Annotated in this window: 7 protein-coding genes; 5 read left to right on the top strand and 2 right to left on the bottom strand. The window is 38.7% G+C overall.

Annotated elements, in window-relative coordinates; genetic code table 11:
- From H0Z36_RS03540 to pseI, 5 genes are all read left to right on the top strand, one after another.
- The coding region (locus tag H0Z36_RS03540; protein ID WP_296863848.1) for a DegT/DnrJ/EryC1/StrS family aminotransferase at positions 1 to 449 on the top strand (449 nt) is incomplete at its 5' end.
- Positions 446 to 1,180: a glycosyltransferase family protein gene (locus H0Z36_RS03535; protein ID WP_296863847.1), complete on the top strand. Its 735-nt coding sequence runs from the start codon at positions 446 to 448 to the stop codon at positions 1,178 to 1,180. The genes H0Z36_RS03540 and H0Z36_RS03535, both read left to right, overlap by 4 nt.
- The gene (pseG, locus tag H0Z36_RS03530) at positions 1,181 to 2,245 is read left to right on the top strand and encodes a UDP-2,4-diacetamido-2,4,6-trideoxy-beta-L-altropyranose hydrolase (RefSeq protein ID WP_296863846.1); all 1,065 of its coding nucleotides are present in this window, start codon (positions 1,181 to 1,183) and stop codon (positions 2,243 to 2,245) included.
- 57 nt (positions 2,246 to 2,302) lie between these two features.
- Positions 2,303 to 2,863, top strand: a complete 561-nt coding sequence (locus H0Z36_RS03525; protein WP_296863845.1) for a formyltransferase family protein — start codon at positions 2,303 to 2,305, stop codon at positions 2,861 to 2,863.
- 84 nt (positions 2,864 to 2,947) lie between these two features.
- A complete protein-coding gene (gene pseI / locus H0Z36_RS03520) occupies positions 2,948 to 3,940 on the top strand; it encodes a pseudaminic acid synthase (protein WP_296863844.1) in 993 nt (330 codons plus the stop codon).
- Positions 3,941 to 4,095: 155 nt separating this feature from the next.
- Here pseI and H0Z36_RS03515 read toward each other — a convergent pair whose 3' ends face one another.
- Complete coding sequence (locus tag H0Z36_RS03515) at positions 4,096 to 5,811, bottom strand: acyl-CoA dehydrogenase family protein (protein WP_296863843.1); 1,716 nt, start codon at positions 5,809 to 5,811, stop codon at positions 4,096 to 4,098.
- Between the two features lie 39 nt (positions 5,812 to 5,850).
- Positions 5,851 to 6,609 (bottom strand): enoyl-CoA hydratase/isomerase family protein, encoded by a 759-nt coding sequence (locus tag H0Z36_RS03510; protein ID WP_296863842.1) that lies wholly within the window; start codon positions 6,607 to 6,609, stop codon positions 5,851 to 5,853.
- Between the last annotated feature and the right edge of the window lie 43 nt (positions 6,610 to 6,652).

Raw genomic sequence — 6,652 nt, 5'->3', positions numbered from 1 at the left:
AGTATTTAGGCTTTAACTACCGAATGACTGACATACAGGCAGCCCTGGGCATATCACAGCTTAATAAGCTGGACTGGTTTGTAAAAAGGCGGAAAGAAATAGCCGAAAAATACAGCCGGGAATTAAAAGACCTGCCGTTAGAGCTTCCTTTTACCGGAGAAGGATATCACAGCTCATATCATTTATACACGATAAGGATAAAAGAAGAGGCTGAAATCAGCCGATCTGAACTTTATGAGAAATTAAGACAGAAAGGCATATATTCCCAGGTGCACTACATACCTGTTCACACCTTTCCATATTACAGGGAAAGATTCGGATACAACTGGGGAGATTATCCGGCAGCGGAAGACTGGTATAAAAGAGTATTATCACTTCCCATCTTCCCGGGAATGAGTGATGAAGAAATTAATAGAGTCATAAAGGCGGTAAGAGAGGTAATCAAATGAGAATAGTAATAATAAACCAGGCGAGGATGACATCCACCCGCCTGCCGGGCAAAGTTTTAAAAGAAGTAATGGAAAAACCACTGCTTGAATACCAGATAGAACGATTAAAAAAGGTAAAACTGGCAGATGAATTAGTCATTGCGACTACAGTTAATCCTGCTGACCAGCCGATAATTGACCTGTGTAGAAAACTTAACATAGCTTATTACCGCGGTTCAGAAGAAGATGTCCTGTCAAGGTATTACGAGGCAGCTAAGGAATATCGAGCCGATGCAGTAGTAAGAGTAACATCAGATTGCCCTTTAATCGACCCAGTAGTTATAGATCTAATAATAGATACTTACATAAAAAATTCCGGAAAATATGACTATATTTCAAATACCATAGAAAGGACTTATCCGCGGGGAATGGATACCGAAATACTTTCCTTTGCAGCTCTTGAAGAAGCTCATAAAAAAGCAGTTTTAAAGCCGGAGAGGGAACATGTAACCCTTTATATCTATTCCCATCCGGAAAAATTTAAAATCTTTTCTGTTAAATACAAAAAAGATGAAAGCAAACATCGCTGGACAGTAGATACAAAGGAAGATTTTAAACTGGTAAAAACGATCCTGGAAAGGCTTTATCCTTACAAGAAAGATTTTACCATGGAAGACTGTTTAGAACTTATCGAACAAAATCCGGATATTTTCAATATAAATCAGCATATAAAACAGAAGGCGATAGAATAGATGAAGAAAATAATATTTAGAACCGATTCCGCTTTCATAATAGGGTCGGGACATCTTATGCGCTGTTTAACGTTGGCTGATGAATTAAAGCAAAACGGAGCAGAAATTAAATTCATCTCACGCGACTTGCCGGAAAACCTTACAGAAATAGCTGAAAAAAAAGGATATAAAGTATATAAGTTGCCCTATAAAAATAAAAAAGAGATTATAATTGACGACTATTCCACCTGGTTGGGTACTGACTTCAGGGAAGATGCAGAAGAAACCATAAAAATACTTGAGCAAGAATCGCCCGACTGGATAATAATTGACCATTATGCAATAGACATAAAATGGGAACAAATAGTGAGACCATATGTAAAAAAAATCATGGTAATAGATGACCTGGCTAACAGGCAGCATGACTGTGATCTTCTCTTAGATCAAAACTTAGTAGAAAACATGGAAAACCGTTATAATAAGCTGGTGCCGGCTCATTGTAAAAAACTATTGGGCCCTTCCTATGCTTTGCTGAGACCTGAGTTCAGAGAAGCCAGGAAAAAATTAAAGAAAAGAGACGGGACCGTCCGAAGAATATTAATCTTTTTCGGTGGTTCTGACCCTACCAATGAAACAGAAAAAGCATTAAGAGCTGTGTTAATGCTTAATCGGCCGGATATAACCGTTGATGTGGTAGTAGGAAAAGCAAATCCCCACAAAGAAAAAATAAAAAAACTGTGTGCTATTCATTCTAATGTAAATTACTACTGCCAGGTAAACAATATGGCAGAACTGATGGCAGAGGCAGATTTGGCTATTGGGGCGGGAGGGGCAACAACCTGGGAAAGGTGTTATATGGGGTTACCGTCTGTTGTTATTGATATTGCAGAAAATCAGAAGATTGTAACAGATTATTTATCTAAATCAGGTTTTATAATATATTTAGGCATTAGTGAAGAAGTCGATATATATAGGATTCATGAAGAAATAGCAAAAATTATAGAAAATACAGATATATTACTTTCTATAAAAAGAAAATATTATGAACTTAGAGTCGGAAGTTTTAGAGTATCTCCTTACATTTAATAAGTTAGAGATAAGTATAAAAACTTTAATACGAGAGGGAGCAAAATGCGCATTTTAATGTTGGGGCCCAAAAGAAATAATATTATTCATTATCTTAAATCATTTGGAGATGAAGTGATAAATACCGATAAAAAGATAGATGAGAGATCAGAGTATCTTGAGGACGTAGATTTTATTATAAGCTATGGATATCGATATTTATTGTCTAAAAACGTCATAAACAGATTTAATCGGAAAGCAGTTAATTTGCATATTTCATTGTTACCATGGAATAGAGGAGCAGATCCTAACTTGTGGAGTTTCCTGGAAGATACCCCCAAGGGTGTTACTATTCATTATATGGATAGTGGACTTGATACTGGTGATATAATAGCTCAGCGGGAAGTTGGTTATACACAGCAAGATACTCTACGTACAAGTTACGATCGCTTGATAAAGGAGATAGAAAATCTTTTCTTTGAAGTTTGGCCTTATATAAGAAGTGGTAGGGTTAAAGCATTTCCTCAGCCAAAAGAAGGGACTTATCACCGGCTTATAGATAAAAAACCCTACGAATATTTGTTAACAGAGGGTTGGGATACCCCTGTTACTAAATTAATAGGTAAAGCATTGAAATAGTCATTAAGGGTGATAATTGTGAAATATAATAGCGCTGTTAAAATTGGAAACCAAAAAATAGGAAGAGAATATTCCCCTTTCATTGTGGCAGAAATGTCAGGAAATCATAACCAGTCTTTAGATAGGGCATTGGCGATAGTTGAAGCAGCTGCTAAAGCAGGAGTTAATGCGATAAAGCTGCAAACATATACCCCTGAAACGATGACTTTAGATGTTGATGGGCCTGATTTTTATATAAACGACAGGGAAAGTTTGTGGAGTGGAAGAACTCTTTATGATTTATATAAAGAGGCGTATACTCCATGGGAATGGCATAAACCGATATTTGAAAAATGCAGGGAGTTAGGTCTTATCGTTTTTAGCACTCCTTTTGATGAAACCGCGGTTGATTTTTTAGAAGCATTAGATGTTCCGTGTTATAAAATTGCCTCTTTTGAGAATACAGATCTGCCGCTTATTAAGAAAGTTGCGTCAACCGGAAAGCCTATGATAATTTCCACCGGAATGGCGACAGTGGCGGAAATTGATGAAACAGTAAGGACAGCTAGAGAAAATGGGTGTAAAGATATAATACTTTTGAAATGTACGAGCACATATCCAGCAAGTCCTGAAGACACCAACCTTTTAACTATTCCACATATGAAAGAGTTATTTAATTGTGAAGTGGGACTGTCTGATCATACCTTGGGAATAGGAGCGGCTGTAGCCAGTGTTGCTTTAGGAGCCACCTTTGTAGAGAAACATTTTACATTATCCCGGGCGGAAGGCGGAGTAGATGCTGCTTTTTCCATGGAACCGCATGAGATGAGGATGCTGGTTGAGGAGACCAAGCGTGCCTGGCAGGCCTTAGGAAAAGTAAACTATGGAACAACCGATAATGAAAAAAAATCACTTAAATTCAGGCGTTCTTTATATATAGCGAAGGATATGAAGGAAGGAGAGGTTTTGACAGAGGAAAACCTGAGGATAATAAGGCCAGGTTATGGCTTAGAGCCGAAATATTATGAAACTGTTCTGGGGCGAAGAGTGAATAGGGATGTGAAGAAAGGAACTCCGGTTAGCTGGGATATAATTTAACTTTCCAGATTATATTTTCAGAGCCAATAAGGATGTTTTTTCTGATTTTACATCACCTTTTGCTCCAAATATCTTTGTTTAAATCTTTAACTCTAAATTTATTTTGGGGTCAAAAAAAAGGACACCTTTACAGGTGCCCTTTTTTTTGTTAATTATTACGGATTTTGAACGTATTCATCAACCAGGCTGTATACTTCTTCGTTTAAGACTTTTTCGAATTCTTCTTTATTGGGAACAGGACGCTTGATCATCTTGGGTATTACTGCCAGCTGTGCATCGGTATTGGCAGGTTTGCTGTAGAGGTTTACGGCATATGCGGAGAAGTCTCTTACCAGAAGATCAAACAGCTGGTTCATAACTTCATCTTTTATTCCTTCGATTTCAGCGCTTTCGATAATAAGCTGTCCATATGGGATAAGGGAAAAGATTTCGCCTACTGCCAGGAGATAGTCGAAGTCTTTCATCTGTTCGCCTATGCCCTGACCTGATACCATCAGGTATTCCTTGAATGCTTCTATCTGTTCTTTGAAAACTTTGACATTGGGCAGGTGAGCAACTTTGTTGTAAGCGATGTTGTAATCATGGAATTTGGTTTTTGCATAGCCTCTGGTAGGTCCTTGTCTGAACAGGAAGTCATCGTTTCTGTTATCGGTTATTCTGCCGAATTCTTCAAAGGGCTGTGGCATGAACATGTAGCTGGGGATGAGTTTTGCGACCAATGCCATGTTTACATGACGGGTACCTTCCAGTTTGGGGTATCCTTTTATTTCTACTGCTGCCTGTTCAAAGTAGGTATCTTTTTCGAAGCCTTTGGCAGCGATAATATCGAAAAGCTGTTCAATTACTCTTTCAGCTTCAGTAGAAACTTTCATTTTCATTAGAGGATTGTAAAGCAAATATCTCTTGTCATTTTCGTTGGCCATGCGCATGTAGTCGGTTGCTCTGAGTCCGAAGAGTTTCATGGCTATAAGGCGAAGCCAGGAATCCATGAAAAGCCGTCTGATATGAGGAAATTCGGTAACCCGTTTACCATAGATTACACGATGATAAGCATGGTTTAAAGATTCATAAAAAGCATGGGTTGCTACACCTGTTGAACCAGAACCGATGTTGAATTTGCAGATATTGATGGTGTTGAGCATATCATCCCATGCCTTCTGGCCGCGGGAAATGATATCGGCTTCGGTGATGGGATAGTCGTTCAGGACGAATTCAGCCACGAACTGTTGATTAAAATCGACTATATTTTTTATACATTCAAATTTAGGGTGTTGGGAATCAACCAGGAAAAATACATATTCGCCGGTATCAGCAAATTTACCAAATACGGATATTACATTAGCTATATTCCCGTTTCCTATATAGTATTTCCGGCCTCTTGCTACATAAGTTCCGTCTCCGGCCGGATAAAGTTTGGTTTCGGTGGAGTAGATGTCTGCTCCATGCTCCTGTTCAGAAAGTCCAAATGCGCAGAGCGGATTTTCTTTTAATATTTTGGCTGCCCGGTGTTTTGCCTCTTCGTTATCGCCTAAGAGAACGGGAATTAATCCTAAATGGGATACATGGAAGGTATACCAATAGCCGGTGCCGTAAAAACCACATATTTCAGAAAATTCATAAAGACGGTAGGTGCTGTAATACTGATTGGGGTCTGAGCCGTATCCTTTGGGGAGGAACAAGGTTTCAAAAAAGCCTTCTTTGGTAACGAATTCTTTGAAATCATTGCAGAATTCGCGATTGTGGTATTGTTCTTTTTGTTCAGCGAGTCCTTTTTTTTCAAACCATTCGATAGTTTTCAGCATGATTTCTTTTGACCGTTCATCCGGATAGTTTCTGTCTCTGTATTTTTTTGGATTTAGCAGCAAATTCATTTTAAGACCTCCTCTATTTTAAATTTAAAATAACCTATGTTATGTTAATGGTGTAAACATAAAAACAGGAGACTTGCCTTCTTGGACCGCTTCAGGCTTGTAGTCGATGTATTCAGGATCTTCGTTAATCATTTTGTCAATGATATGTTTATAAGTTCTTCTTTTCATTTCTAAAAGGGTAGTTCTGGATTTGTTGAAGGTTCTGGCGAATGCGACAGCTTCTTCCAATGTTTTTTCAGCGTTTTCGCAGGCCTTGATTATAACATTGTGTTTTTCCAGCTCAGCAGCAGTCATTCTTGCGCCGGAAAATTTCATTTTGACGAATAGGTGATATGGCATAATCCTTTTCATCCATTCAATCATTGAAGGTGTAAACTGGATTCCGAGATCAACTTCCGGAAAGCAGAAAAAGCCTCTATCAGCACGCATGAATCTGAAGTCACATGCCCCGGCCAGCATCGCTCCATTGCCAAAAGCATGTCCTGTAATCGCAGCAATGGTCGGAACAGGAGCCATAAGCATGGAATAAAAGACCTCATTATTGCGGTAGAGCCATTTGCTGATAGCTTCAAAGTCGCCTTCCTGCTGTTTTTTGAATACCCATTCGACATCTACGCCCAGGCAAAAGTTTTTAGGGTCGCTGGAGGTTAGAACAATAGCTTTGATTTCATTATCGGCAATAATCTCTTCATATGTAGAGAGCATTGCCTCACACCATTCCGGGTTGTGACGGTTTTCGCCGTTGTTCATTGTCATGATGGCGACCGTACCGTCTTTTTGCCATTCTACTATAGCCATCCTTTCTATATCCCCCTCTCTGATCAGAGTAATTTTATATAAC

This window comes from Thermosyntropha sp. (assembly GCF_017656155.1).
Lineage (GTDB): Bacteria > Bacillota > Syntrophomonadia > Syntrophomonadales > Syntrophomonadaceae > Thermosyntropha.
Note: the sequence above shows the minus strand (reverse complement) of the source record. Positions and strands in the feature narration are given on the sequence as shown.

Excerpts from the sequence above, each read along its gene's own strand:
- H0Z36_RS03535 (WP_296863847.1), top strand. The coding sequence starts at position 446 with ATGAGAATAGTAATAATAAACCAGGCGAGGATGACATCCACCCGCCTG.
- pseG (WP_296863846.1), top strand. The coding sequence starts at position 1,181 with ATGAAGAAAATAATATTTAGAACCGATTCCGCTTTCATAATAGGGTCG.
- H0Z36_RS03525 (WP_296863845.1), top strand. The coding sequence starts at position 2,303 with ATGTTGGGGCCCAAAAGAAATAATATTATTCATTATCTTAAATCATTT.
- H0Z36_RS03515 (WP_296863843.1), bottom strand. The coding sequence starts at position 5,811 with ATGAATTTGCTGCTAAATCCAAAAAAATACAGAGACAGAAACTATCCG.
- H0Z36_RS03510 (WP_296863842.1), bottom strand. The coding sequence starts at position 6,609 with ATGGCTATAGTAGAATGGCAAAAAGACGGTACGGTCGCCATCATGACA.